25 protein-coding genes and 2 tRNA genes are annotated in these 24,683 nt (G+C 41.0%); 9 read left to right on the top strand and 18 right to left on the bottom strand.

Going from position 1 to position 24,683, the window contains the following annotated elements; translation table 11 throughout:
• Positions 1-75: 75 nt before the first annotated feature.
• Positions 76-1,293, bottom strand: coding sequence for an S-methyl-5-thioribose kinase (gene mtnK / locus B5G52_RS03265; protein WP_087531266.1), 1,218 nt, complete (start codon positions 1,291-1,293; stop codon positions 76-78).
• A gap of 132 nt (positions 1,294-1,425) precedes the next feature.
• On the opposite strand from mtnK, the gene mtnA reads away from it, so the two are divergent.
• A complete protein-coding gene (mtnA, locus tag B5G52_RS03260; protein ID WP_087531265.1) occupies positions 1,426-2,451 on the top strand; it encodes an S-methyl-5-thioribose-1-phosphate isomerase in 1,026 nt (341 codons plus the stop codon).
• Here mtnA and B5G52_RS03255 read toward each other — a convergent pair.
• The 5 genes from B5G52_RS03255 to B5G52_RS03235 all read right to left on the bottom strand — a co-directional run bounded on the left by B5G52_RS03255 (position 2,443) and on the right by B5G52_RS03235 (position 5,780).
• A complete protein-coding gene (locus B5G52_RS03255; protein WP_087531264.1) occupies positions 2,443-3,507 on the bottom strand; it encodes a RelA/SpoT domain-containing protein in 1,065 nt (354 codons plus the stop codon). The two genes, mtnA and B5G52_RS03255, sit on opposite strands and share 9 nt — an antisense overlap.
• 82 nt (positions 3,508-3,589) lie before the next feature.
• Positions 3,590-3,925: a gamma-glutamylcyclotransferase family protein gene (locus B5G52_RS03250; protein ID WP_087531263.1), complete on the bottom strand. Its 336-nt coding sequence runs from the start codon at positions 3,923-3,925 to the stop codon at positions 3,590-3,592.
• Between the two features lie 15 nt (positions 3,926-3,940).
• Positions 3,941-4,483, bottom strand: coding sequence for an acireductone dioxygenase (locus B5G52_RS03245; RefSeq protein ID WP_087531262.1), 543 nt, complete (start codon positions 4,481-4,483; stop codon positions 3,941-3,943).
• The gene (gene mtnC / locus B5G52_RS03240; protein ID WP_087531261.1) at positions 4,480-5,166 is read right to left on the bottom strand and encodes an acireductone synthase; all 687 of its coding nucleotides are present in this window, start codon (positions 5,164-5,166) and stop codon (positions 4,480-4,482) included. The genes B5G52_RS03245 and mtnC overlap by 4 nt, the downstream gene beginning before the upstream one ends.
• Positions 5,163-5,780: a methylthioribulose 1-phosphate dehydratase gene (locus B5G52_RS03235; RefSeq protein ID WP_087531260.1), complete on the bottom strand. Its 618-nt coding sequence runs from the start codon at positions 5,778-5,780 to the stop codon at positions 5,163-5,165. Before B5G52_RS03235 ends, mtnC begins: the two co-directional genes overlap by 4 nt.
• A gap of 90 nt (positions 5,781-5,870) precedes the next feature.
• On the opposite strand from B5G52_RS03235, the gene B5G52_RS03230 reads away from it, so the two are divergent.
• Together B5G52_RS03230 and B5G52_RS03225 are read left to right on the top strand one after the other, a co-directional pair.
• Positions 5,871-7,013, top strand: a complete 1,143-nt coding sequence (locus tag B5G52_RS03230) for a methionine aminotransferase (protein ID WP_087531259.1) — start codon at positions 5,871-5,873, stop codon at positions 7,011-7,013.
• Complete coding sequence (locus tag B5G52_RS03225) at positions 7,001-7,777, top strand: amidohydrolase (RefSeq protein WP_087531258.1); 777 nt, start codon at positions 7,001-7,003, stop codon at positions 7,775-7,777. The genes B5G52_RS03230 and B5G52_RS03225 overlap by 13 nt, the downstream gene beginning before the upstream one ends.
• A gap of 22 nt (positions 7,778-7,799) precedes the next feature.
• Here B5G52_RS03225 and B5G52_RS03220 read toward each other — a convergent pair whose 3' ends face one another.
• The 4 genes from B5G52_RS03220 to B5G52_RS22000 form a co-directional block, all read right to left on the bottom strand.
• Positions 7,800-8,354, bottom strand: coding sequence for a sugar O-acetyltransferase (locus tag B5G52_RS03220; RefSeq protein ID WP_087531257.1), 555 nt, complete (start codon positions 8,352-8,354; stop codon positions 7,800-7,802).
• A gap of 519 nt (positions 8,355-8,873) precedes the next feature.
• Positions 8,874-8,966: transfer RNA gene (locus B5G52_RS03215), tRNA-Ser, on the bottom strand.
• 51 nt (positions 8,967-9,017) lie between these two features.
• Positions 9,018-9,108: transfer RNA gene (locus B5G52_RS03210), tRNA-Ser, on the bottom strand.
• A gap of 212 nt (positions 9,109-9,320) precedes the next feature.
• Entirely contained in the window at positions 9,321-9,461 is a 141-nt protein-coding gene (locus tag B5G52_RS22000; RefSeq protein WP_176372489.1) for a hypothetical protein, read from the bottom strand.
• A 323-nt stretch (positions 9,462-9,784) separates the two neighbouring features.
• Between B5G52_RS22000 and B5G52_RS03205 the strand changes: the two genes are divergently transcribed.
• Positions 9,785-10,657: a diacylglycerol kinase family protein gene (locus B5G52_RS03205; protein WP_087531256.1), complete on the top strand. Its 873-nt coding sequence runs from the start codon at positions 9,785-9,787 to the stop codon at positions 10,655-10,657.
• A 39-nt stretch (positions 10,658-10,696) separates the two neighbouring features.
• On the opposite strand, the gene B5G52_RS03200 is transcribed toward B5G52_RS03205, so the two are convergent.
• The gene (locus tag B5G52_RS03200) at positions 10,697-11,626 is read right to left on the bottom strand and encodes a DMT family transporter (protein WP_087531255.1); all 930 of its coding nucleotides are present in this window, start codon (positions 11,624-11,626) and stop codon (positions 10,697-10,699) included.
• Positions 11,627-11,741: 115 nt separating this feature from the next.
• Between B5G52_RS03200 and B5G52_RS03195 the strand changes: the two genes are divergently transcribed.
• Entirely contained in the window at positions 11,742-13,184 is a 1,443-nt protein-coding gene (locus B5G52_RS03195) for a PLP-dependent aminotransferase family protein (protein WP_087531254.1), read from the top strand.
• Positions 13,185-13,246: 62 nt separating this feature from the next.
• Here B5G52_RS03195 and B5G52_RS03190 read toward each other — a convergent pair whose 3' ends face one another.
• Positions 13,247-14,044: a YggN family protein gene (locus B5G52_RS03190; protein ID WP_087531253.1), complete on the bottom strand. Its 798-nt coding sequence runs from the start codon at positions 14,042-14,044 to the stop codon at positions 13,247-13,249.
• Between the two features lie 392 nt (positions 14,045-14,436).
• On the opposite strand from B5G52_RS03190, the gene B5G52_RS03185 reads away from it, so the two are divergent.
• A complete protein-coding gene (locus B5G52_RS03185; protein ID WP_087531252.1) occupies positions 14,437-14,625 on the top strand; it encodes a PA3496 family putative envelope integrity protein in 189 nt (62 codons plus the stop codon).
• A gap of 51 nt (positions 14,626-14,676) precedes the next feature.
• Here the strand turns inward: B5G52_RS03185 and B5G52_RS03180 are convergent, their stop codons facing one another.
• Both B5G52_RS03180 and B5G52_RS03175 read right to left on the bottom strand, forming a co-directional pair.
• The gene (locus B5G52_RS03180; protein ID WP_087531403.1) at positions 14,677-15,165 is read right to left on the bottom strand and encodes a glutathione peroxidase; all 489 of its coding nucleotides are present in this window, start codon (positions 15,163-15,165) and stop codon (positions 14,677-14,679) included.
• 68 nt (positions 15,166-15,233) lie between these two features.
• Positions 15,234-16,103: a LysR family transcriptional regulator gene (locus B5G52_RS03175; protein WP_087531251.1), complete on the bottom strand. Its 870-nt coding sequence runs from the start codon at positions 16,101-16,103 to the stop codon at positions 15,234-15,236.
• A gap of 155 nt (positions 16,104-16,258) precedes the next feature.
• On the opposite strand from B5G52_RS03175, the gene B5G52_RS03170 reads away from it, so the two are divergent.
• Positions 16,259-17,413, top strand: a complete 1,155-nt coding sequence (locus tag B5G52_RS03170; protein ID WP_087531250.1) for an iron-containing alcohol dehydrogenase — start codon at positions 16,259-16,261, stop codon at positions 17,411-17,413.
• Positions 17,414-17,420: 7 nt separating this feature from the next.
• Here the strand turns inward: B5G52_RS03170 and B5G52_RS03165 are convergent, their stop codons facing one another.
• Both B5G52_RS03165 and B5G52_RS03160 read right to left on the bottom strand, forming a co-directional pair.
• Positions 17,421-17,720 carry an AzlD domain-containing protein gene (locus B5G52_RS03165; RefSeq protein WP_087531249.1) on the bottom strand — a complete coding sequence of 100 codons (300 nt, stop codon included), beginning with the start codon at positions 17,718-17,720 and terminating at the stop codon, positions 17,421-17,423.
• Positions 17,717-18,424: an AzlC family ABC transporter permease gene (locus B5G52_RS03160; protein WP_087531248.1), complete on the bottom strand. Its 708-nt coding sequence runs from the start codon at positions 18,422-18,424 to the stop codon at positions 17,717-17,719. The genes B5G52_RS03165 and B5G52_RS03160 overlap by 4 nt, the downstream gene beginning before the upstream one ends.
• A 122-nt stretch (positions 18,425-18,546) precedes the next feature.
• Between B5G52_RS03160 and B5G52_RS03155 the strand changes: the two genes are divergently transcribed.
• A complete protein-coding gene (locus B5G52_RS03155) occupies positions 18,547-19,203 on the top strand; it encodes a cytochrome b/b6 domain-containing protein (RefSeq protein ID WP_087531247.1) in 657 nt (218 codons plus the stop codon).
• A gap of 61 nt (positions 19,204-19,264) precedes the next feature.
• Here B5G52_RS03155 and B5G52_RS03150 read toward each other — a convergent pair whose 3' ends face one another.
• Together B5G52_RS03150 and B5G52_RS03145 are read right to left on the bottom strand one after the other, a co-directional pair.
• Positions 19,265-19,717, bottom strand: coding sequence for a cytochrome c (locus tag B5G52_RS03150; protein ID WP_087531246.1), 453 nt, complete (start codon positions 19,715-19,717; stop codon positions 19,265-19,267).
• A gap of 125 nt (positions 19,718-19,842) precedes the next feature.
• Entirely contained in the window at positions 19,843-20,313 is a 471-nt protein-coding gene (locus tag B5G52_RS03145; RefSeq protein WP_087531245.1) for a DUF2721 domain-containing protein, read from the bottom strand.
• 240 nt (positions 20,314-20,553) lie between these two features.
• Here B5G52_RS03145 and B5G52_RS03140 point away from each other — a divergent pair, with 240 nt between their 5' ends.
• Positions 20,554-24,609: a S8 family serine peptidase gene (locus tag B5G52_RS03140; protein WP_087531244.1), complete on the top strand. Its 4,056-nt coding sequence runs from the start codon at positions 20,554-20,556 to the stop codon at positions 24,607-24,609.
• Positions 24,610-24,683 lie beyond the last annotated feature (74 nt).

The following is a 24,683-nucleotide window of genomic DNA, read 5'->3' as shown; positions in this document are numbered from 1 at the left end:
GTAAAGCTAGGTAATAGGTCTGCTCAAAATAGATTGATAAAGGCCTTAACAAAGTGCCTTTGCTATTTTATAAACTTAATTTAGTTGGCTAATTAATAAGGAGAAAAATGCTTCTTTATTATTGCAGGTATGAGCGTTAAGCATTAATTGCTCGCCCAGCGCTAAGGTATGGCGTTGCACCTCTAAACGCGCTTGTTCGTCTTCAATGCCATCAATGTCAGCAACATGGGCTAAGCCAATGGTACGGCGTATCAGCTCGGTTCCACAGTAACCAATCGCGTCTTGCAATACTTGTTGCATAAAATACTCGCCATAACCGGCGGCTTTTAAATTATTATCTGTTGTATGCTTTGCAATTAATGTCAGCCAGTGCTGCTCAAATAAAGAGTAACTTTCTTGCAGGCAAGTTAATAGATGTGTCTGGTAGTTACGGCGAATAACAAATTCATTAATGCGGGCGTTTTGCGCGCAATAGTTTAATAGTAAATTACCGATAAATGAGCCGATATCAAAGCCAACTGGACCAAAAAAGCCAAATTCAGGGTCGATCATCTTAGTGGTATTTTGATCCACAAAAATACTACCGCTATGCATATCGCCATGCAGTAATGTTTGCGGGCATGATAAAAACCTCGCTTTAAGTTTTGCGATCGCTAAGTGCAGTGCGGCATTATTTTGCAATTTACTAACAGTGCTTTGCAGTTTGCTTGGGTAGTTATTGCGCTCATGTTCACGCAGAATATCGTTAAAAAATAAGTCTTCAGTAATTTGGCACAATTCAGGATTAGTAAACTGACTGACTTTGGCTTTTTTATCTTGTGCGGCTAAGTAAAAATCTGAGTTATAAAAACCGGTATGGCTGAGGTAATGTGCAACATGCTGGCCGAGTAGCGGAAATTGCTCTGCGTTTATTTGTGCGCTGCGCAAAATTTGTAAGTGGCCGAGATCTTCTAAAATAGTCAGCGCTTGCTCTGGATTGTGGTGTAAAACTTTTGCCGTGTAGTCAGGACTTAATACACCGTGATTGAGTAAAACCTCAGCTTCAATGCGTGCTCGATCAAGCGTTAATGGCCATGATTCACCCACACAACGGGCATAAGGCAAGGCTTGCTTTAAAATAACGCTATTATTTTGCTTGTCGCTTATTCTAAATACTAGATTTAAATTACCATCGCCAAACTCATAGGCTGTCAATTCAGTCTCTTTTTTAAAACAATTTAGGCCGTCATTTTTAATAAGGTGTTTAATATAATCAACAGCGTGTTGGGCATTGAAAGCAAAGTACTCAGCCATAAAGAGAATCTCATAAAATAAGCAGTTGTAGCATTCTATACTCTCAACCGTTTAGATGTCTATACTTCTTGGTTGTGTGATTTAAAAACTACTGTAGAATAAATAACAGCGAAAACATTGTCAGGATTAATGATGCAAGATCTCATAGCGAGCAGCTTAAAATATCAAAATAATACATTAAGTGTATTAGATCAGTACCTATTGCCACATCAGCAAACGTGGCATGTATGCGATGATGTAGCCACTATGCGAGATTTAATCTTAAGCCTAAAAATACGTGGAGCACCACTTATTGGTTTAGGTGCAAGTTTACTTGTTGCGCATTTAGCTGAGCAGGGCGCTACAAAAGGCACATTGGCAGCAGCGATTGATGAGCTAGAAGCTACTCGGCCAACAGCGGTTAACCTTATGCACTGTATGGCAAAGTTACGTACTGCCTTACAACAAGATGATTTTGTTACAGCCATTGTAAGCAGTGCGATCAACTTATTTAATGAAGATATCGCCTTATGCGAAAGCATGGCAAATCATGGTGCAGCACTGGTTAACAGTGGTGATAATATTCTTACCCATTGCAATACCGGCGCACTTGCGACAGCAGGAGTTGGTACCGCTTTAGGTGTTATTTATAAAGCCCAGCAGCAATATGGCGATATTCATGTTTGGGTTGATGAAACTCGGCCATTACTACAAGGCGGGCGTTTAACAGCGTTTGAGCTCGATCGCTGGCAAGTACCTTACACCTTGATTTGCGATAATATGGCAGCAAGTTTAATGGCTGCAGGTCAGGTGGATAAAATTTTTGTTGGCGCTGATCGTATTGCTGCCAACGGTGATTTTGCTAATAAAGTGGGCACTTATAATTTAGCGGTGTTGGCGCATTTTCATAACATCCCATTTTATGTCGTTGCCCCACTTACCACGCTCGATGTAAACACAGCATGCGGCGCAGAGATTGAAATAGAGCAGCGTAATAGCGCTGAAGTGCGTGGCGTAAGCGGAAGTTTTGGTGAAGCGCTATGGGCACCTATCAATGCTAACGTCTACAACCCTGCGTTTGATGTGACTCCAGCCACGCTTATTACTGGTTGGGTGCTCGATACAGGCGTTTATAACCAACGGGAAGTAGAAGCAGGAAAACTAAAAGAGTTAAGTTAATAAAATACGGCTAAATTCAGAAAGAAACTCTGAGGTGTCATTTAGGTAGTTGGGATATGCCTTTTTAATCGATTTTAAGTCACTACCAGCAACTAAAAGTACGTTATTTTGAGTTTGCTTTTCGTGTTCTGCATAATGAGTGAGTGCCTGTTGCTTTTTGTTTGGGGCATAAAGAAATGCTCGGCCTTCTTGGGTTTCAGTATTATGAACTAGCAAAGCAAATCCGGTATTTTTGGATTTATTTTTAATTTCGTCTAATTGAAAAGCACGATTAAATGCATCAAGCTTATGAAAAGCAGCAAGTTTTTTGTTTAATGCAGCAAGTTCATCAGTATATACTAGAATTTGCTGCTGAGTTAATTGATGAGCACCATCTTTTACAGCTAAAAATTCGCCCATAATAAAGAACAGACGCTTCCAGTCTGTATCAGCCATCTTTGGATTTGTCTTTAGCGTCTCTTTTTCAATAATATCGATAATTTCAACTGTAGTTGCCCATAAATGCTGTAGCCGGGTACGTAACTGAACTTCAATCTGAAAGCCTTTGTAATCGTGCGATTCTAACTTGTTGTAACTTTTATAAACCCTATGAATGCCTCTATAGCCAGTCGCTTTCGGATGCTTTATATAGTCATATGATTTTACGCTATGGACAGTTCTGCTTGAATCTAAGCTGTTATTGAGTTCATATAGGTGATCTAAACTATCTAAAATGACTCTGCAACCACCTATATCGTGCATACGTTTGAGGCTGATGGCATTTTCACTTTTACCGTCTAATGTTTCACGTTGTAGTTTGTCAATAATAGTGGGTAGACGCTTTAATCGCCTTACTATCGTAGCGGATTCAAGTAGGTGTAACTTTTTAACATGCTTCCATACAAGGTTTTTGATGATAGTGAGTGGGTATAAGTGTGCCGCGCGATAATTTTGAATGACTTCGGTAGCAAATTCAACATCGCCTTCTTTTTTACGAAAAATACGCCCAGCCTTTTCAACTTGCTTACGTGAAAAAGCAAGTTGCTGTTTAGACTTTTGATATTGTTCGTTAACCATTAGAAGAATCCAAGAGCGATAAAAGATATACTAAAAATATAGTACAGAGTTAAGCTTCTCAAGTCACCTTACTTTAAAAATCTCAATCTTTTGCTACATACACCCAGGCACTGCTTCCAGTACTAAATAGTTCTTCCACACGGATATAGTCATCCACTTCATAGTTATCGGCATTGTCGAGTTCTTGCTCGGTGATGATAAAAATAGTGCCGGTTACGGTATCTGTTGCAAGGCCAGTTTTAATTAATGCAGGATGAAACCGCTGGCCGCTGCTTTTAAGCACGGCGGCATCGGTGATTTCAACTTCGCCTACTACGTAACCTTGTAGTGTATCGGTTTGGCCCTCAAGCAAGCGGCCAAAGGTATCAAGTTGGACTTGCTCGAGTTGTAAGGTGCCGTACGAAAATAATTTTTCCATTTTTATTCCTATAGATTAATCTAAAAGCGGAAACTGTTTAGCTATCTCGGAATCCGTGCTTTGCGCCACCCAACCTTCAACATTATTGAATAAACGAATGGCAGTAAATTCAGGATTGCTGCCCATATCAAACCAATGCGGGGTCAGCTCAGGGACTGAAATTAAATCACCCTGTTGGCAAAGCACTTGGTATACCTTGTCATTAATATGTAGGCAAAATAGCCCTTGGCCTTTTACAAACAAGCGCACTTCATCTTCGCTATGGGTATGCTCAAATAAAAATTTCGCACGAAGCTCCGTGGCATTTGGATTACCTTTTGCCAGTGAAATCACATCTATAGTTTGATAGCCGCCTTGTTGCTTTAAACGTTTAATATCGTTGCTGTAGGCATTAATTATATCTTCATGGCTGGTATCTGCGTTAATAACTGCGTTTGCTTGCCACTGTTCAAATCTTACATTTACTTTATTCAGCTCAGCGGCAATTTGTTTTGTATCTTGGGTATCTAATAATGTATTGCTGGCGTTACAATCAGCAAAAATAGTCAGTTTGCTCATGCTAAATACTCCGCAGTAAATTGGCTGAAATCGCTAATATAATTATGTGCAGGAGAGCTTGCTTGACCATCGCGAATCAAGTGTAGGGTTTTTAAACCTGCGGCCTTAGCAGCATCGAGCTCTGCGGCTACATCACTTAAAAATAACACTTCGTTAGCGGCAAAAGGTAACTGGGCAATAATGTTCTCATAAGCGCTGGCTTCTTGCTTGGCACCCACGTTGGTATCAAAGTAATCGGTAAATAAGGAGCGAATATCGCCAAAGTCAGAATAGTTAAAAATTAAATGTTGAGCTTTCACTGAACCTGATGAATACACGTAAAGCTGCTGGCCGGCTTGTTGCTGCGCAACTAAGAACTGGTAGGCATCTGGGTATAAATGGCCGGTAAAATCGCCATTTTCATAGCCAGTTTGCCAAATCAGGCCTTGCAACTGTTTTAATGGGGTGATTTTTTTATCGTCCCGGATCCACTCAAGTAAAGTGTTAATTACCACATCGATGCTGGCATTCGGTTGTTCAATAATCGCCTTTACGGCAGTAATTTGCTCTGCTACCGCGCTTTGCGTTTGCTGAGCTTTAACAAATTCAGGAAGTTGTTCGGCGGCATATGGAAACAGCACCTCTTTAACAAACGAAATACGGGTGATTGTGCCTTCAATATCGGTTAGTAGCGCTTTGATCATGATTCTAATCCAACTAATTTTAAGCGTTCTAGTTCACATGACAATAAGAACTCGAGGCCTTCTAATTGACGGCGAACTTCAGCTATTGTGCGACCCACAACATACAGACCATGACCACGAATAAGCACGCCATGTTCAATAGGGATATGTAGATGATGATCACTGACTAATAAGCTGAGGCGGTCAATATCTTGGTCGTTATCAAAAATAGGAATGCTTAAGGTGTCTAAATGCGAGGTTATGTTGGTTAATGATTTTTGCATTTCGTAGCCGTGTAAATCTAGGCTGTGGCCTTTAATAACTCGAGACAATACAGTCGCGGCGACAGAGTGTGTGTGCAGTACATAATTAGCTGAAGGAATTAATCTATACATGCTTAAATGCAATTCAGTCTCGGCCGATGGTTTGGCTGCACTAGCACTGCGATTACCTGCGTGATCTAGCTCAATAAAGGTATGCGACCCTAATTGGCCTTTGTCAAAACCGCTGGCAGTCACTACAAAGCCTGTATTAGTTCGTGCTGAAAAATTACCACCTGTGGCAGGTACCCAACCACGTTGACTGATCCATTTTCCTGCTTCTATAAGTTCTGAAATAGCGGTATTGTTATGCATACATTCCCCATACTGTTTTAGACGGCTATACTTCTGTTAAAAGCAATGATAGCATCGCTTTGGGCGCAAAACCATCATTAAGGGTAACCAGTGTTTGAAAGTAAATTGCCAAATTTAGGCACCAGTATTTTTAGTCAAATGACCGCTTTAGCAAATCAATTTAAAGCAATTAATTTATCGCAGGGTTTTCCTGAGTTTGATGCGCCAGAGTTACTTAAAAAACAACTTAATCATTATGTGCTTGAAGGCGTTAACCAATATTCACCTTCATCAGGTGTACCGCGCTTGCAGCAACAAATCGCTCAATTGGTTAAGCGTAAATATGCAGCTCAAGTAGACGCAGCAGAGCAAGTAACAGTTACATCAGGGGCGACTGAGGCACTGTTTGTCGCCATTCAAGCGTTAGTGCGCAAAGGTGATGAGGTTATCGTATTTGACCCTGCGTATGATTCTTATCAACCTGCGATTGAACTGGCTGGTGGCAAGTCAATTAATATTGCGTTGCAGGCCCCAAGCTATGCAATTGACTGGCAAACGGTAGCTGCGGCTATTAACAGTAAAACGCGGGCTATAATTATTAATACCCCACACAACCCAAGCGGTAAAACGTTAAAGCAACACGATATAAACGCCCTGAAAGCCTTGGTCTGCAAGCATGATTTGTATGTAATAAGTGATGAAGTATACGAGCACATTACTTTTGATAACCAGCCACACTTAAGTGTGCTACGTGATGAAGAATTGTTTGCCAAGAGCTTTGTGATCTCAAGCTTTGGTAAAACCTTTCACAGCACCGGCTGGAAAATGGGCTACTGTATTGCCCCGGCAGCACTTACGGTGGAGTTTCGTAAAATTCACCAATATGTGACCTTTTCAAGTTTTACGCCTGCGCAACATGCACTCGCCGATATGCTAGAGCAACAAGGTGAGCATGTAGATGAACTCAGTGAGTTTTACCAACAAAAGCGCGATGTGTTGAGCAATGCTCTCAAAGATAGCCGCTTTACTATTTTGCCTAGTGAAGGCACTTACTTTTTACTACTTGATTACAGTGATGTATCAGATCTCAATGATGTAGAGTTTTGCCACTGGCTAGTAGAGCAAGCTGGGGTTGCAACCATTCCACTGAGCGTGTTTTATCAGCAACCAAGTAACGATAAAGTGATTCGCCTTTGTTTTGCTAAAAATGAGGCCACACTATTACAAACGGCGGAGATTTTATGTCAACTTTAACCATAGCACTGATACAAACATCGCTTAATTGGTTAGATAAAGATGCTAACTTGACGCATTTTAGCAATAAAGTAGCCAATATAGATAAATCAGTAGAACTTATATTATTACCAGAAACATTCGCCACAGGGTTCGCTATTAACCTTGATTGCGCAGAGCCTGAAAATGGTACCGTGCTTAATTGGATGATTACGACGGCTAACTCAGCCAATGCGGTGATAGCAGGCTCGGTATTGGTGCAACAAGGCGATAAGAAAGCCAATCGTTTTTATTGGGTTTGGCCCAATGGCAAAGTGAAATATTACGACAAACGTCATTTATTTTGTTTGGGCAAAGAAGGCGACTTTGTGAAAGCCGGTGAGCGGCGTGAAGTGTTTACCCTCAATGGTTTTAGAATTTTACCGCAAGTATGCTATGACTTACGTTTTGGGGTATTTCAGCGCAGCCGTAATGATTATGATGTGATGGTCAATGTAGCAAATTGGCCAGCAGCAAGACGCAAAGTGTGGGACACCTTATTAATGGCCCGTGCAATGGAAAATCAGTGTTATGTAATTGGCGTTAACCGCGTCGGTGATGATGGCAATGGCGTTGCCCATAATGGCGGCACGGCTGTGTATGATTTTAAAGGGGATACATTGGCTCAAGCGAAGGACAATGAAAGCTCTGTGTTGATCACGACACTTGATAAAGAGCCGCTTGAGCGATTTAAACAAAGCTTTCCTGCGCATCTCGATGCGGACGGGTTTAGCTTGCAGGGTTAAACCACGTTAACAATCATAGAGGCTATTTAGCCTCTATTCTTCTAATCACTTTACATGGATTTCCCACCGCCACAGAGTTGGCGGGAATATCCTTTGTTACTACACTACCTGCGCCAATAACACAATTATTACCAATATTAACTCCAGGCAATACCGACACATTGCCACCAAGCCAAACATCGTTGCCAATGGTAATAGGCTGTCCAAACTCAGTACTGCGACGCTCAATAGGGTCAACAGGGTGGGTGGCGGTTGAGATCATCACATGAGGCCCAAACATGACATTACTGCCAATGGTTACCTTGCAGACATCTAAAATAGTCAAGTTGTGGTTTGCATAAAAATTATCGCCTAACTCAATATTAAAGCCATAATCACAATAAAAAATAGGCTCAAGGTACGCCTCACCTTTAAACTTGAGTAACTCGCCAATAATTTTAACGCGCTCATGTGGTGTTGTTGGATCTGCTAAATTAAATTGATGGCAGAGTAACTTTGCGTTTGTACGTGCTTTTGCGAGTTCTGGATCTGAGGCTATATAAGGAAAACCTGCCAGCATCTTTTCAAGTTCGGTCATAGTTATCAGTGTATAAGTTGAGTTGTATTGGCACATTAGCAAAAATAAGTAGTAGGGCATAGTATTCGTTATAAATGAAGTATATACAGAAGCACGGTAGACATTACTTGTAGGCGAGTGGCTTGCCACCGCGAATGTCATAAAGCTTGGAGGATTTATACTGAGATGCGAGTCAAACAGGATGGGCTTGCTTACGTCCATGTAATCAATCGCGGGAGGCGCTTGCAGCGGCCCAAAATGTTCCAGATATTTTATCGAACCCTGGTCGAGGGTTCACACCTGCCTTTATCGGTGTAAAGGTTACGAACATAAAGCGATAGGCTTTTTAGACTGATATTTGTGTCAAACGTGGGGATGGGCTTGCTTACGTCCATGTAATCAACCGCTTCGCGGCACTTGCAGCGGCCCAAAATGTTCCAGACATTTTGTCGAACCCTAGTCGAGGATTCTCACCCTCCTTCAACGGTGTAAAGGTTACGGACATAAAAAAACCGCAATTAAGCGGTTTAATTTAATAAATGGCGGAGAAGGAGGGATTCGAACCCTCGATAGAGCTACAAACCCTATACTCCCTTAGCAGGGGAGCGCCTTCGGCCACTCGGCCACCTCTCCAGCGCATAAACTGTCATTTTGATGATCGAGTGAACCACCAAAATCTAATAATGGTGGAGAGATAGGGATTTGAACCCTAGAGGGGCTATAAACCCCTGCCGGTTTTCAAGACCGGTGCATTCGACCACTCTGCCATCTCTCCGTTGGGAAAGAATAATACGCAGGTGATTGAGGTGTGTAAATAGGAAAAAAGATCGTTTGCTGGTTTTTTGTTCTAAAAAGGGAGTTTTTTTCTAAAAGGGGAGAGTTTTAATAGTTTTAAGAAGAGGTTGCAGCAAACGAGGGAGCTAAAGAAGTATCTTCGTTTAGTGGTTGGGTGTTTGCTGCACCGCTAAAATAATCATGGTTGGGTGATTATTTGTATTGAATTACACCGCCTAATGCGAGTGCTTTGCTGTATCGGTTGAGTCTAGCAAGCATTTTAGCTTTGCGATTGCTTGATTTTACGGCAACATGGGTTGCTGCATTTTCATTTAATGTGTTTACTGGTTTCATTACTTTTGCTCCGGGCTATGTCTGTTTTGAGAACGGGGCTATTTTGACGCTAAATTGCACAAAAATAAAACGATAAAAAGTAAGGTGAACAGATAAGAAAAACTAATGGGTTGGCTTGTTATTAACGTGCGGTTAAGTTTAGTTTTTAACTAGGGGTGCATAGTTATGTGTTTTTACTTGTTGCTAAGACGCTTTTATATGGGGTTTTTATGGTTTTTATATTTTTAATATGCATCTCACGCTGAATAAAGTGACTATTTATTCAGATTAATTTATTTTTTGTTTATATGTGTTTTTACATGGTGGTATAGGTTTGCCTATCAATGCTAATAATAATTAAGCCGAGTACGAAAAAAAATCATAAAAAAATGTGCATGTGGTTGTATAAAGAGTGCGAAAAAAGACAAATTCGATTTAATGTCTTTATCACCACAGGCAATTTTGCAGTAGATTGTGCGGCCATTGCAAAATTAGCAAAGCCGCATAAGCGCGTGGTTGTGATTGGGGGAGATGGCACATTGCATTTGACGGTCAATGCGTTAATTAATACTGAGTGCTCGCTGGCGTTATTACCGCAAGGCACAGGCAATGATTTCGCTCGGGGCTTTTCTTGTAATATAAGCGATTGGCAAGAAAGTGTTTTTTCACAAAGTGATGATCTTATCGATATTGGGCAGATAAATAACCGTTACTTTATAAATATTGCAGGGATAGGGTTTGATGCTTATGTAGTTAAAGCCTTACAAGATAAGCCTGCAATGTCTTCATTTGGCTATAGCTTTGCAGGGTTTAAACATTTACTCAGCTATAAACCGCGTAGGTTAGTGGGTAACTTTGCAGGACAGGCTGTATCTCAGATTAATTTAATTACTGTGTTTGCTAACCACCGTTACTTTGGCGGTGGGTTAGCCATTGCTCCCAAGGCGCAATTAAACAATGGCCTGCTTGATTGCTATGCTATGAATGCGCGAGGGTCATTCGCAAACTTATACCGCTTTTTGCGTTTACTATTGCGTAATCACCACAGTATGAAGGGGCTTATCTATCAGCAAGTAAATAGCGCTGTGATTACAAGTGAAGGGTTATCAATAGAAGCAGATGGAGAGCTGATCGGCGAAACGCCGGCTACTATTAAAGTCCACCCGCAGGCACTACGGTTTTGTATCCCCGTTAAGGGCAATAAAAAAAGCGCCTAACAAGTAGGCGCTTTGGCGTTAGTTGCGCTATTGCGCATTCTAACTGGGGATGGAGCTTTTTTGTTGCAATGCTCTTGCTGCAAAAAAAGCGTTAATACGTTTTGTTGGAGTGAGTACTATGGCATTACCAAGTAGTACTAAACTAAATCCTAAAAAGGTGTTAGCTTGCCAAATAAAACCTTCGAACAATGTACTCAATGTTACTGCTACAAGTGGAAATAAAACGATAACGTAGCTTGCTCGTTCTGGGCCAATATTTTTAAGTAGTGCAAAATAGCAAGCAAAGGCAACAACAGTGCCAAAAATGGCTAAATACAGTAGTGAATACCAATAGCTTGCGGGCGCTGAAAAACTCAAACTAGCGTCACTTAATAGTAAGTAGGCTAACAAACCAATAGCGCTGTATAGCATCCCCCAAGCGTTGCCTTGCATTACGCCAATATGTTGTTTTGAGTTACGTACGCTTACCATATTTCCTAATGAAGCCACAAAGGTGCCTGTAAGGGCAAGTAGTAACCCGACCAACACCTCATTATTCAAGTCGAATTGCTGTAATTGTGGCCAGAACAAGCAACCAATACCTATCACACCGAGTAGTGCACCAAAGTAAATGCGTTTAGCTATGGGTTTGCCAAAAAATAATCGGGTATTCACAATGTTCATCAAAAGTAATAGCGAGAATGCAATTGACGCCATGGCTGATGTTAAATGGTTTTGTGCCCAATACAGCATTAGGTAATTTAACCCGAAATTACATAATGCTAATAAAGCGAAGAAGCCATGATCTCGCTTGCTGTAATACATAGGCAGCTTCTTAACGCTTACCCATAACCACATTAAAATAGCGGCTAAGCCAAAGCGATAAAATAATGAGGTTTCAACTGCTATATCACCTAATTGAAATTCAATTGCGAGCCAGGTTGAGCCCCAGATTAAAACGGTGACAATGTAAAGTGCGATACTTTTCATGGCTTTTTATCCAGTGTGTTGACTAAGTGTGTATTCTAGTGCGGATGTGTATACTTAACATATACAGAAAACCATAAATGTAACCTATACAGATTTAGGTTCGTGAGGCCGTGCTATGTCATTAGTGATCAGTAAGAGTAAGCAAGAATTTTTATACCAACAGGTGATGCAGTTAGTTCGCGAATTGTGCGATCAAGGTACCTTGCTGCCGGGTGAAAAGTTACCTTCTCTGAGAAAAATGGCTGACAAATTAAATGTCAGTATTCCAACTGTTAAATTGGCTTATCAATCTTTGGAGTCGCAGGGGTTAGTTGAGGCACGCGAAAAGTCAGGTTATTTTTTAAAGTCTGTTGCTATGCAGTCAGCCAGACCTAAGCGGGTTAAATTAAGTCGTGAGCCTGTGTCGGTTAATATGCAGGTATTAATTGAGCAGGTCTACGATGCCATTCATCAGGCTGATGTGGTGCCTTTTGGTATTGCAAACCCTGTGGCCGCTGCGCCAACCGATAAAATGCTTGCTCGGACTATGCGCCGAGTGATGTCGATGGCAGGTAGCAGAGCAATTAATTATGGGGCGATTGATGGCTATTCGCCATTAAAGCAGCAATTGGTTAGACGTTATTTAGATTTTGGTATTGGCGTTGATAGCCAAGAGTTGGTGATCACTAATGGTGCCCAAGAAGCATTAACCATAGCGTTAAAGTGTGTAGCAAAAGCTGGGGATATTATAGCGATCGAGTCGCCATGCTATTTCGGCATAATTGAACTGATCGAAAGTTTAGGACTAAAAGCATTGGAGATCCCTTTGTGTCCAGATGATGGGATCTGGCTTGATGATCTAAATCAGGCTTTACAAGATCATGATATAAAAGCCTGTGTGTTTTCAACGGCGATCAATAATCCGGTGGGGAGCTTTATGCCGGATCATAAACGTAAAAAGCTGGTTGAGTTGTTAGAATCACAGAATGTGGTATTAATTGAAGATGATGTATACGGTGATTTGCATTTTGGCGCTGCGCGGGGCACACCCGCTCAAGCCTATTCCAAAAAAGGCTTAGTGTTAACATGTGCGTCGTTCTCCAAAACAGCGGCACCGAGTTATCGAGTAGGCTGGTTGATCGCCGGTAAATTTGCTGCACAAGCACGTCGTTTTAAGCGAGCATTTAGCTGCTCAACATCGCTGATCAATCAATGGACGTTATATGAGTTTGTTGCCAGTGGGGAGTACGAACGCAATTTAAAATTACTCAGACAAACGCTGCGCAGTAATAAAGAGCGAATGATCTGGTGTTTACAACAGGCCTTTCCTAGCTCTGTAAGAGTAAGCGATCCGCAAGGTGGTTGTGTAGTGTGGATTGATCTAGGCAAATGTTATGACAGCGTCAAATTGTTTCATTTGGCATTAGATGAAGGGATCAGTATTACCCCAGGCTATATTTTTTCAGCGACTAATAAATACCGTAACTGTATTCGTTTAAGTTATGGCCTACCGTGGAGTGATCGCTTGGAGCAAGCAATTAGTAAATTAGGTGAGCTGTTACATTTGGCTAAAAAGTAAAAAAGCAGCAGGGGCTGTTAAGACCAATGCTGCTAAAGGGATATCAAATTTTATATAGTGATTTAATTATTTTGCTTATAGCTAAATAGTTGGTAATTTTTAAGTTCTGGCACAAGTTGTACGAGTTGCTGCTCTTGTTCTGCAATGGTTGAAAAATTACCACATAATGCATCGGCACGCTTTTCAAGTTGATTAGCTTGTAACTCTACTTTTTGTTCTATTTGCGCGCCCATGTTTTCCATGCGTTGCTCAAATGCTTGCATATCGCCGCCAGAACCCATTAATTCAGAGCCTAGTGCCATTAATATACTGCCCATTGATTGCATCATGGCCGACTCGACAGCGCTTTCGATTTGCTCATCAAAGTGGCTTTCAAAGTTTTCACCAAACTCATTGAAGCTTTGCTGACCCATTACAAAGGCGCCTTGCTGATAGAATGTATTCTCTACTTCAACTTCAATGTCGGCCATTAATTCATTTATACTATCAAAGCCTTGAATGTTAAACGCGCTAGCGACTTCTTCAATGGCGACACCCGCTATTTTTACGCCCTCAAGCGCAATATTTGCAACTTCAGGAAGTTGGCTACGTAAGCTGTCTGAGTAATCACTGATTGCTTGGCGTTGCTCGCTATCAAGCGCTAGTGTTTGGCCATCAATTAGCAGCTCACCATTATCACTAAAAACCATACTGTGATTATCAGCGGTAAAAATTTCTAACTCACTTGGTTTGATACGCACATCATTTTGAAATTCGACTTCACATGAATCACCACTAAATGAGATATTTGTATCGTGATCGTCATGAGCAATTGCACCTGTAGCAATAAATAAAGAGCCGACTAATAGTAATTTTTTCATTTTTGTAATCCTGCTAAGTGTTGAATTTAACTTTTGTTGATAAAGAGATATCAAGTTTGATGCCAATAATATAAATCGATTAAAAACAATGCTTTAATTGTTTTTAATGCAATTTGATATAATTTAAAAATTTAGAGAAACACTATAAATTAGTCATTTTGACTAAAATATTTAAATGCATAAAAGATGTTTATCGTTTCGATAAAAAACTCTCACTTTCCAGAATTCAAATTAAGCGCTATTTATTCACATTACTGACATACCTTCTTTATAAGATAGAAGGGTGGCTGTATTTGATGCTTTTTCATACAAGGAAATGGCACTAAACTTTTTAACTTTATCAATGCTTATATCAAATTAGCATTGGTCTCAAACACTTTATGGAGTGGGTTGTGGGTAAGACATTTAGTTATGATGCGCTAGATGATGATTTTGTTGAAGACGAATATGAAATGGTTGGGCGCAATCAACACGACAAGAAGAAGCAAAAGGTGAAAAAAAAGTTGGAAGACTACCTAGAGCAAAAGCGTTTGCGTAAAAACTTAGGTGATGATGACTTTGATGAGTATTTAAATCACTAAGGGGATTTAAATAGGCTGTTAGTTAATACAAACAGCCTTTTACTATCTGAGCTAGCTTTTGTTCTGTAAAGCTTTCGCTATGGTGCTTTCTATTTGCTGTGGTTTAGTAAACGGGGCAAAACGTTTTATTGCGTTACCGTCTTTACCTATTAAAAACTTGGTAAAGTTCCACTTTATTTTACGGGTTAAAAAACCAGGTAATACAGACTTTAAATGCCTGAACACAGGGTGTGCGTGTTTGCCGTTGACATCTACCTTGCTCATTATTTGAAAATCGACACCATAATTAATTAAACAACCTTGTTTAATTTGCGTTGCATCACCGGGTTCTTGCTTACCAAATTGATTGCAAGGAAAGCCAATGATCACTAAGCCTTGCTGATGATATTTTTCATGTAATGCTTGTAAGCCAGCATATTGCGGGGTAAAGCCACATTGGCTAGCAGTGTTAACCACAAGCACAACTTTTCCTTCAAAGTTATTAAATTCAATAGATTGCCCTTGCAGGCTGGTGGCACTAAGCTTATAAAAGTCGTTCATGGTGAAGGTTTTTTTATTTTTGTTTGTCAAAGTTTATCCTGTGTAGCAACAGACTTAAAGCCTAATTTTTAGTCATCAGCAAAACTAGTTAATAAGTATTCAATGAGTAATCGAACGCGGTACGGCATTAAATCCTTGCGCGGATACACCAGCCATGATGCATTATCTGTCACTTGGTATTCATCAAGTAAAGTGACTAGCTGACCTTGTTGCACATAGGGCTGTACAATATCACTGGCTAAGTGCGCAATTCCTAAACCAGCTAAAGTAGCGCTGAGTAACGCTCTTGGGTGGTTACTGCGCCAATTTCCATTTATTTTTACTTCTTTTATGTCACCAGCAAAACTAAACCGCCAGCGCTTACCCATGGCAACTAAGCAATTGTGATCTATCAGCTGTAATGGTGTGGTGGGAGATATGTGATGCTCTAAGTATTCAGGGCTTGCAACTAAGGTCATAACACGTGGGCACAGTGGCCGAGCTATTAAGTTTGAGTCTTGCATGCGACCAAAGCGAATTGCTAAGTCAAAACCTTCTTCGACTAAATCAACATTACGATTGTTAAAGTCCATATCTACCTCGACTTCTGGGTAACGCTTTACAAACTCAACAATTTTAGGTGCAACATTGGTTGCGACAAACTCACCTGCACCCGTAATACGAATAAGGCCTTTTGGCTTGCGCTGCTCACCTTGCAATTGGGTGTTGGCATCAATTAACTCTTGTTTAATTGCTTTGAGTTTGATGGCGTACTCACGCCCGGCATCGGTGAGGCTTATTTTACGAGTGGTGCGTTGAAATAATACTGAACCTAAGCGGTTTTCTAATTGCTGAACCTGACGGCTAATATGGGATGTTGAAACTTCCATCGCCTTTGCGGCGTGAGTAAAGCTGCCATGCTCAACAACATGTAAAAATTCATCTAGGCCTTGCCACATTATTTTATCTCATAAGGTAAGTAATATTCGTATATTGCATTAATTATTGCAGCTGTGCAAAAGTGATTGCCTGATTTTAGTCTTTAATTTAGCGTTTAAACACTTACAATTACTTGGTCACCGAAAATACACACTATTCAAGCAATGGAGCAAGTATGTTAAATTTTAGTTTTGCAAACCCAACCAAGATTCATTTTGGCGAACAACAAATCGCGTTAATTAAAAATGAAATCCCAACTGACGCAAAAGTATTGGTTACTTATGGCGGCGGTAGCATTAAAAGTAATGGTATTTATGATCAGGTTGCTGAGGCTTTAAGTGATCATACTTGGTTTGAGTTTGCCGGTATTGAACCTAATCCTAGCTACCAAACATGCATGAAAGCAGTGGCTGTAGTTAAAGAGAAGCAAATCGATTACATTCTTGCTGTTGGAGGTGGTTCAGTCATCGATGGTAGTAAATTTATCGCTGCAGCGGCTAATTTTTCTGGCGAGCCGTGGGACATTCTGGCTAAAGGGGCAGAGATTAAATCTGCTATATCGATAGGTGTAGTACTGACTTTGCCAGCCACAGGCTCAGAGTCGAATAAGATGAGTGTGATATCAAACCTCGATACTGATTCTAAATTACCGTTTGGTAGCCCATTTGTACAACCTGAATTTGCAGTACTCGATCCTGCAGTTACTTACTCGTTGCCAAAGCGCCAAGTAGCTAATGGGATTGTTGATGCATTTGTGCATACGATGGAGCAATACCTAACCTATGATGTGGGCGGCAAGTTACAGGATAGATTTGCTGAAGGTATTTTAATGACCTTAATGGAAGAAGGCCCTAAAGCATTTAGTGAGCCTGACAACTATCAAGTGCGAGCTAATATTATGTGGTCAGCGACGATGGCATTAAACGGCCTAATTGGCGCAGGTGTACCGCAAGATTGGGCGACTCACATGCTTGGGCATGAAATGACTGCAATCTATGGACTTGACCATGCACAAACGTTAGCGATTGTATTGCCGCGTATGATGGCTGTGCAAAAAGAAGCGAAGCGCGGTAAAATTTTACAGTACGCGGAGCGTGTTTTAGGGCTTGATATCAGCGATGAAGATGCGGCTATTGAGCAAGCGATTGCTGCTACGGAAGCGTTTTTCCACAGTGTTAATATGCCAACACGTTTAAGTGATTATGAGTTGGGCGAAGAAGTGGCAGACAAGATTGTAGAGCAACTAGAGCGCCATGGTATGACTGCCCTAGGTGAGCGAGAACAAGTGACGTTAGATAAAAGTCGAGCAATTTTACTCGCTAGCCTTTAACACTCGCTTAGTTTAATATCAAAAATAAACCCATACCGACCAGTGTTGTGTAGTAAATGTTGTGTGTTTTATACGCGACAATTATTGCAGCAATAGCAGCACTCAGATATGGGTTTTGCCAATCAAGATTAATACCCTCCTCATTGACGAATACAATAGGTACCCATATTGCAGTAAGGACCGCAGGTGCACTAAAACTCAAAAATTGCTGCATTTTAGGGCCGACTCTAAAAGGTAACGTGTGGTGTAAAAATAAGTAACGCGTGAAAAAAGTGATACAGGCCATGAGTAAAATCGTGCTCATCATAGTTTATGCTCCTGTGTTACTTGTAAGCGACAAATCATGTAACCAACAGACATGGCAATGAGTGCCGCTGTCACAAGCCATAGCTCAAACCCGTGGCTTTTTAAAATGGTTGCTGTAACCCCTGCGGTGATCACTGTAGCCAAGGTGGCAAGGTTTTTAATGCCGGGGATAACCAAGGCAATAAAGGTTGCTGCTATCGCAAAGTCTAAACCTAAGTTTGTTAAATCGGGTAATAAGCTGCCGGCGAGGATGCCAATCAAAGTCCATAGGTTCCATGCTATATAAAAGCTAAACCCAGCGCTTAATGCATAGATCAATCGTGTTTTTGTACGATACGCCTTACGGTGATGAGAAAATGCAAATAGCTCGTCGGTCAATACAAAGCTAACTGGTAAGCGCCAACGCAAAGGTTGGTTGATTACTTTGTGGCGAACGGCTAAGCCGTATAGAAAATGCCGAGAGCTGATTATAAAAGTTGTAAATAAAATTGTCAGTAAGGGAGTATTACCCGCGATTAATTCAATGGCAACGAGTTGCGCCGACCCTGCGAATACCAGTAAAGACATGGCTTGGGTTTCAACTGCAGTAAAGCCATTTTGTATAGCTAAAGAACCACACAATATGCCCCATGGGATCACTGCCAAACACAGTGGTAGCATATCTAAAAAGCCTTTCAATAAAGCGCGCTTTGTAGTTAGTTTCATTATTTTTATTTATTATGAAATTTATATCGGTAGTCTGCCATAGATCAATTAACTATGAACAGTAAAGATGCTAACTTAGTGAAAGTTTGGGATAATAATATTTTTACTTAAAGGGGTTAATAATGGGTAAGCTTAAGGTGTGGGATGGTTTTATCCGAAGTTTTCACTGGTTATTAGTTATTGCAATTGCTACTTTGTATTTTAGCGCTGAAGAGGGCATGCTCGAACTACACTTTGTTGCAGGTTTTTTTACTTTAGCATTACTACTCACCCGTTTTATTTGGGGGGTAATTGGTAGTAAAACCGCAAAACTCACTGCACTCATTCATTCTCCAATGGCTGCTATAAAGTCATTTAAGCTTGGCGATACTAAGCCTGGACATGGGGCTGCTGGCAGCTATATGGTTATCGCATTTTTTATTCTGATTTTGACACAACTGATCAGCGGCCTAATGACCACTGACGACATTTTAACTGATGGGCCGCTAGTACAATACGTATCGAGTAATATTGTTGAGTGGGCAGGTTGGGTGCATCATAGGAATTTTGATTTACTTTTCTACGCCATCATTTTGCACATTTGTGCGATTGTTATATATCGCTTAAAAGGCAAAAAGCTCGTCAAAGCGATGATCACAGGCAAAGCTGACGCTGAGCAAGAAAATGATCACACCCCGGTAACTAAAGCACCTTGGACTGCATTTGTCATCTTTGTAGTGCTATTACTCGTGTTAATGACGACATGGGGTGCAGAGCCGTTAAGCTATTTATTTAGTTAAACTTGCTTTGAAAAATAAAAACGGCGCTAAGAAGCGCCGTTTTTATTATTCAAATTGTTTATTAGTCTTTAAAAGACTTATGGCAATCTTTACAGCCTTTAGCCCAAGGGCCAAATGCTTTAGCGATGACTTTTTTGTCGCCACTTTGTGCTGCAACGGCTAATTCATCAGCGTACTGCTGAAAAGCGACCGCTTTTTTCTTAAAGGTTTCGTTGTCACTCCAGATAGCGGGTAACGCAGAAGTGTCGCCTTTATCTGAGCCCTCAACAAATGCTTCCCATGGCATTTTTGACAATGCAGCTGCATTATTTGCGCGGTGCTTAAAGCGCTCAGCGTCAAATTCTACTTTGCCTTTTAGCATGTCGCCCATGTCACCGATTTGTACTCGGATCATCGAAAACGCTGCTTGGCGATATTCGATTGCGTCTTTAGGTTCTTCAAATGCTGAGTTAGCTGATGCGCCAAGTGTAAGAGTTGATAGGATAGTTCCTAAAAATACCTGTTTAAATTTCATTCCTTTTGCCCCTTGATAGATAATTTATTACCTGAATAGCTGTTGTTGTATATCAGCAAGTTAGAATATTCAAGTATATTGCGGTTAAACTTAACTGTTATTGAATTCAATGATTAAGGTTTAGGTTAGTCATTTATATCAATATCGGCAAATATCATTCCTCTGCGCATACTGCGCGTGGCTAGGAAGACTTCACCAAGTAGTGACATAAAAGCACAGATTAATAACGCCATAGCGCCGACAAAGCAGCTACCTATAGTCACCCCTAAGTTAATGGATTGAATGTGCGACAAAAATAATAACATGACCACGGCACATACTAAAACAGCACTTAACACACTTAAACTAAATGCGATGTGAATACAGCGAGAACGTTTTAACAGAGCTCTAAGTTCGGTGGTAAGTGATAGGTTAAAATCTTCATCAATGCTTACTTTTAGTTTGCGTTCAAGCTGGCGTGCGCGATCGGTGATACGTGCTAAGCGATTTGAAAGCACACCTAAAGTTGCAGCGATCCCTGTGATCAAAAAAACCGGCGCAACGGCCGTTTGAATGACTTTGGCCATTGTTAATATGTTAATAACTTCGCTATCCATTTGTTTCCTTTTACTAAGTATATGCTCTAACGTTTACAAAGCTTTACAATTGGTGAGTTGTATTAAAGTGCATAAATTACAATGGCTTACCTCTTTCTTTTGATGCTTTCTGTGATTTTATGTAATTAATATGTAACTGCGTTGTTGTCAAGCTTTGCTGTGTAGCTTTATATTAGGTCACGAAATGTAATTTTTAACCTACGTTAGACACAATAATACATAACTCATCCAGGGGAAACCATGTCTAGAAATCTAATAAAAAAAACAGCTGTTGCAACTGCCGTAACCAGCGTATTAATCGCAGGTGCTGCTAGTGCAAATACATTAAATCAAAGTGCACTTAAACACACCAGCTATACATCAATTTCGCAAGCAGATGTAGCTGATAAAAAAGAGCCAACATCATTCTTAGTGGTATTAAAAGCAACCACTGCAGCAGATATGATGGAGCAAGGCACGTATAGCGTATCAAGTGCTCGTACAAGCTATGACAATGTATCTTCACTGCAAAACCAAGTTAAAGACAAGCTCTTCTCTCTTGATAGCAACGTAAAAGTCCTTGGGGAAACCAAAATATTGGCTCCGACTCTTATTGTTCAAGCAAGCCCAGGTGCACTTGAAAAAATAAAGAATGACCCACGTGTAGAGCGCGTACTTCCAATGTTTGACTACGACCTTCATGTAGCAGCAACGGCTGATTATATTAAGGCTTCTCCTTTAGTAACTAACGGCACTGTCACTGGTTCTACTCAAACGGTTGCTGTGTTAGATACCGGTATTGATTATACCCATTCTATCTTTGGTGGTGAAGGTACTGTTGAAGCATATGAAGCTGCACAAGCTGATCCAACATCTGTTACTTGGCCACAAGGGCAAGTAATAGGCGGCTACGACTTTATGCGTGATGATGCTGACCCTATTGAAAATGACCCTGAAACACCAACAGAAGAAGATGCACCAACAAGCCATGGTACGTCAGTTTCTCACTCAGTTACCGGTATAGCGCCAGAAGTTGAGCTTTATGTTTACTCTGTGTGTGGTGGTGGTTGCCCAAGCGCTGCGCAAGTATCAGCTCTTGAAGCGGCGATGGATCCAAATGGTGATGGCGATACCGCTGACCGCGTTGATGTTATTAATATGTCACTAGGCGGAGAGTTTGGTGATACTTATATTGGCGGTGGTACACAATTTTTAATCCAACAAGCTGTTGACGCGGGTGTAAATGTTGTTATTTCTGCTGGTAATGATGGTGATAACCCGTTCCGTATTGGTGGTCCATCAACTACACCTAATGCATTGTCTGTTGGTGCGATGACTCACCCTGCTAATGATGTAGGTGTGGCATCAGGCACCGTAGCCGGTGAAGAAACAGTTATTCAGCCTTCAGGCTTTGGCCCACAAACGGCTTTTGCAATGACAGAAGCGGATGCCGAAGTAGTATACCCAGAAGAAAATCAAGATGGCTGTGTTGAATTTTCAGAAGAAACAGATTTTACAGGTAAAGCGGTAATCATAGATCGGGGTGCATGTAACTTTACTCAAAAAGTATTAAGTGCACAAAACCGTGGAGCGGCATTTGTATTTATCGCAAATAATGTTGACGACGGCACACCTGCACCAATGGGTGGTTTTGATGCTGCTGTTACCATTCCTAATGTAGGTATTAATTTTGCAGCTGGTGCAGCGATGAAAGCAGCATTAGAAGCAGGTGAAGTTGCAACTTATGATATTACCGTTGAGCGTAAAGTAACAGCAGGTGCTGTTGCATCGTTCTCATCGCGTGGTCCATCAATGGACGGCTTGTTAAAACCTGAAATTACAGCTCCTGGTACTGACATCATGGTTGCAGCTACAGGTACTCAAGATGGCCTTGCTCCAGCAACAGGTACTTCTTTCTCTGGTCCTATTACAGCAGGTGCAGTTGCACTTGTGCGTGAGGCTCACCCAGATCGTACTGCGCTTGAAATCAAAGCGACTATCATGAATGCGGCAGACTTAAACGTTACCGTTGACCCAGTTTCGATTAACCCTGATTCGCCACTTGCACCAATTAGCTCTATTGGAGCTGGTTTAGTTGATGTTGATAAAGCTGTGAGCTTACCTGTTGCAGCATGGGTCCAAAATGATGAGTATCAAACAGCACAAGCTGCATTATCGTTTGGTTTAGAGCGCATGACTGAAGCGACTAGCTTCATGAAAACTGTAACGCTTAAAAACTTCTCTGATGAAGATAAAACATACGACCTTCGAATTGAAGAGCGTTACATGAATGATGCCGACAGCGGCGCCGTGAGCTTCGACATCCCACGCAGTGTAACGGTTACAGCTAATTCAGAAACTACATTCGATGTAACGATGACAGTTGACCCAACTAAACTACATGAGTGGACTCTAGAAAATCCATTTGATACAGATGACTTAGCTGCTCGTAGCCCTTCACTTACAATGGCAGAGTTTGATGGTGCACTCGTATTTGATGATACTGCAGATGCTGATTCAGACCACGCTTTACACCTTGTTTATCATGCATTACCTAAGGCGGGTGCTGAGCTTGAATTCTCATATGAAGAAGTAAATGGTGTTGGCGAGTTAGTTGTAACCAACGTAGGTGCTGCAACGGCTTATCCAGTTGCTGAATCTGTAATTGCAACAAGTGAAGTAAACGCAGATGCAGATTTTGATATCTTAAGTACAACGTTTGCTGCTTATCTATCTGAGACCTGTGATTCAGGCGTGTTTATTACATCTTCTATCCAGCTCCGTGATGAGATCACTCACATGCGCCAAGTTGGTGTTCGCATGAACTTAGATACTGACAATGATGGTGTTTATGATCACTTTATGATGAACCTAAATGATGTAGGTCGTGATGCTGAAATACCAGGTCGTAGCCGTACGTTAATTGGCACAATTGATGCTGATGGTGTTGACGGTTGGCAGTGGGGAACTCCGATGTTCCATGCAGCTGGTGAAGACACAGTTACTTTCTCTGGTTGTAGTGAACTAATGGGCTTAGATGCAAATATGTTAGGTGGTACTGTTAACATTGCGGCTTCTGTAGGTTACCCAAGCTATCAAAATGGCGTTTACTCTGAAACTGACAGTGTAGTCGGCTCGACAGTATTTGGTGCAAACCCTGTAGTAGATTTAACATCGACTGAAGATGCTGATACTAAAGTGTTAGAGTTAGCTCCAGGACAAAAAGCGGTTGTAACAGCAGAAGGTGACTTTGCTCTTGCTTCTTACACTGGAACGGATGTTTACACTAACTCTATGACGGACATGCCTGAAATGCCGGCCGTTCCTGACATTGTTGCTGCTGAACTTTCAATCAACGAAATGGCGCTTGATGGTATTACTATTGGACGTGTTGAATTTGTTGAAGAGCCTGCTTTACGTATTACAAACTTCACTGTAGTTGATATGTCAGCACCTGGTTTAATGGTTGATGCTGAAACTGGTGATATTATCGTAGAAGACAGCAGCTTATTAGATTTTGAATCAGATGTGAAAGAAATTACATTGACAGTGAAAGCGACTGATTTACTTGGTACTGAATCAGAAGCAGCGATGATTAAGGTTATGATCACTAATGATGCCGATGAATTACCTGTTGTTGCATCGGGGCAAAGTTTTAGTGTGATTGAAACGGCTGCTGAAGGTACGGTAATTGGCATGCTTGATTACACATTATTTGAGAGCTCAGCCACTACAGTGACTGGTGGTAAAGTTACTAATAGTAACGCTGTAAGTGTGAATGATAAAGGCGAGCTAGTTGTATCAGGTAGCATGAGTTACTACGATACGCCTACAATTGCATTAGATGTAACAGTAATGGATGACAGCGGTCTTGAATCTGAGGTTATGCAAGTTATGCTTAACGTAACTGCCGACCCTAAAGCTCATGCACCGGTTATTGAAGGTGGTCAGAAGTTCCGCACGGATGAAAATGTGCCGCTTGGTACAGTGCTAGGTCAACTAGCATTCTCAGACCCGGATGCAGAGACTTCACCTATTACTCGTTTCATTGTATCGGGAACAACATTAGTTAAGGTTGAGCTTGATGGTTCAATTGTCACTATGGGTGAAATAGACTATGAATTTGATAACGAAATTGTATTCAGCGTTCAAGCTGAAGATAGTAAAGGGTATGTATCTAAAGCTGTAAGTGTTGAAATTGATGTAAATAATCTTCGCTCTAATGACGACGATGATAATGACGCATCAGGTTCACTAGCTTGGTTATCATTACTTGTTGCACCATTTGCGTTTATGCGTCGTCGTAAACAAAAATAATGGTTAACTAGTAAATATTGATAGTTAATAAAGGGAGCTTCGGCTCCCTTTTTACATTGTGTTACAAAGCGCTA

The sequence above is a fragment of the Pseudoalteromonas sp. A601 genome (genome assembly GCF_002165575.1).
Classification (GTDB): Bacteria; Pseudomonadota; Gammaproteobacteria; order Enterobacterales; family Alteromonadaceae; genus Pseudoalteromonas.
This window is presented reverse-complemented; position numbering and strand designations above follow the sequence as displayed.